The organism is Streptomyces sp. PU-14G (assembly GCF_041028275.1).
GTDB lineage: Bacteria > Actinomycetota > Actinomycetes > Streptomycetales > Streptomycetaceae > Streptomyces.
In genome coordinates this window covers 1-1,101 of record NZ_JASKYT010000686.1, presented here as the reverse complement: position 1 = coordinate 1,101, position 1,101 = coordinate 1, and the positions used below count along the sequence as shown (strand labels likewise).

1 protein-coding gene is annotated in these 1,101 nt (G+C 70.6%); it reads right to left on the bottom strand.

The genetic code is table 11. The features are described from left to right. Nucleotides 1-100 precede the first annotated feature (100 nt). On the bottom strand, nt 101-940 hold the full coding sequence (locus tag AB8Z75_RS34715) for a carbohydrate ABC transporter permease (protein ID WP_369209089.1): 840 nt from the start codon (nt 938-940) through the stop codon (nt 101-103). Between the last annotated feature and the right edge of the window lie 161 nt (nt 941-1,101).

Genomic DNA, 1,101 nt, shown 5'->3' with positions numbered 1-1,101 from the left:
GGGGCGGGCGGTGCGCAGCGGTGCGTCTCGGACACGGAGATCCTTTCGCAGGGAACAGCGGGGTCGCGCGGGTCGGGGCGCCCCGGCCCGGCGGCTGAGGTCACTTGACGGAGCCGGCGGTCAGGCCGGCGACGAGGTAGCGCTGGAGGAGCAGGAATCCGGCGACGAGGGGCACGCTCACCACCAGGGAGGCGGCCATGACCTGGTTCCAGTAGACCTCGGTCTGCGTGGAGTAGCCCTGGAGGCCGATGGAGAGCGTGCGGGTGGCGTCGTTGGTCATCACCGAGGCGAACAGCACCTCGCCCCAGGCGGTCATGAACGCGTAGACGCCCACGGCGACGATGCCGGGGGTGGCGGCGGGTACGAGGACGCGGAACAGTGCGCCGAGCGCTCCGCACCCGTCCACCTTGGCTGCTTCGTCCAGGTCGCGGGGGATGGAGTCGAAGTAGCCGGCCAGCATCCAGATGGACAACGGCAGGGTGAAGGTCATGTAGGTGAGGATCAGTGCGCCGCGGGAGCCGTAGAGGGCGATGCCGGTGGCGTTGCCGATGTTGACGAACAGCAGGAACAGCGGCAGCAGGAAGAGGATGCCGGGGAACATCTGCGTGGAGAGCACCGTCACGGTGAAGACGCGCTTGCCGCGGAAGCGGTAGCGGCTGACCGCGTAGGCGGCGAAGGTCGCCACGACCACCGAGCACAGCGTCGCGGCGGCGGAGACGAGGAAGGAGTTGAGGAAGTACCGGCCCAGCGGCACCGTCTCCCAGATGTCCAGGTAGGGGCGGATCGTCAGGTGGGCGGGGATCCAGCGGAAGGAGCCGGTCACGTCCTGGAGCGGTTTGAGAGAGCTGCTGAGCATCACGTAGAGCGGGGTGGCGGCGAAGACCGCCAGGAGTGTCAGCAGGATCCGCCGGGTCCACAGGAAGGAGACGGGCGCGGCCATCGGACTGCGCGCCGGGCGGTTGCGCCCGGTGCGGCGTTCACGCCCTGCGCGGCGTTCACGCCCTGCGCGGCGTTCGTGCCCTGCGCCGCTTTCACGCCTTGCGCGGCGGGTGCCGTCGGGCCGGTCGGGTGCGGCACCACGGGCGGAGGCGGGGGTGGCGA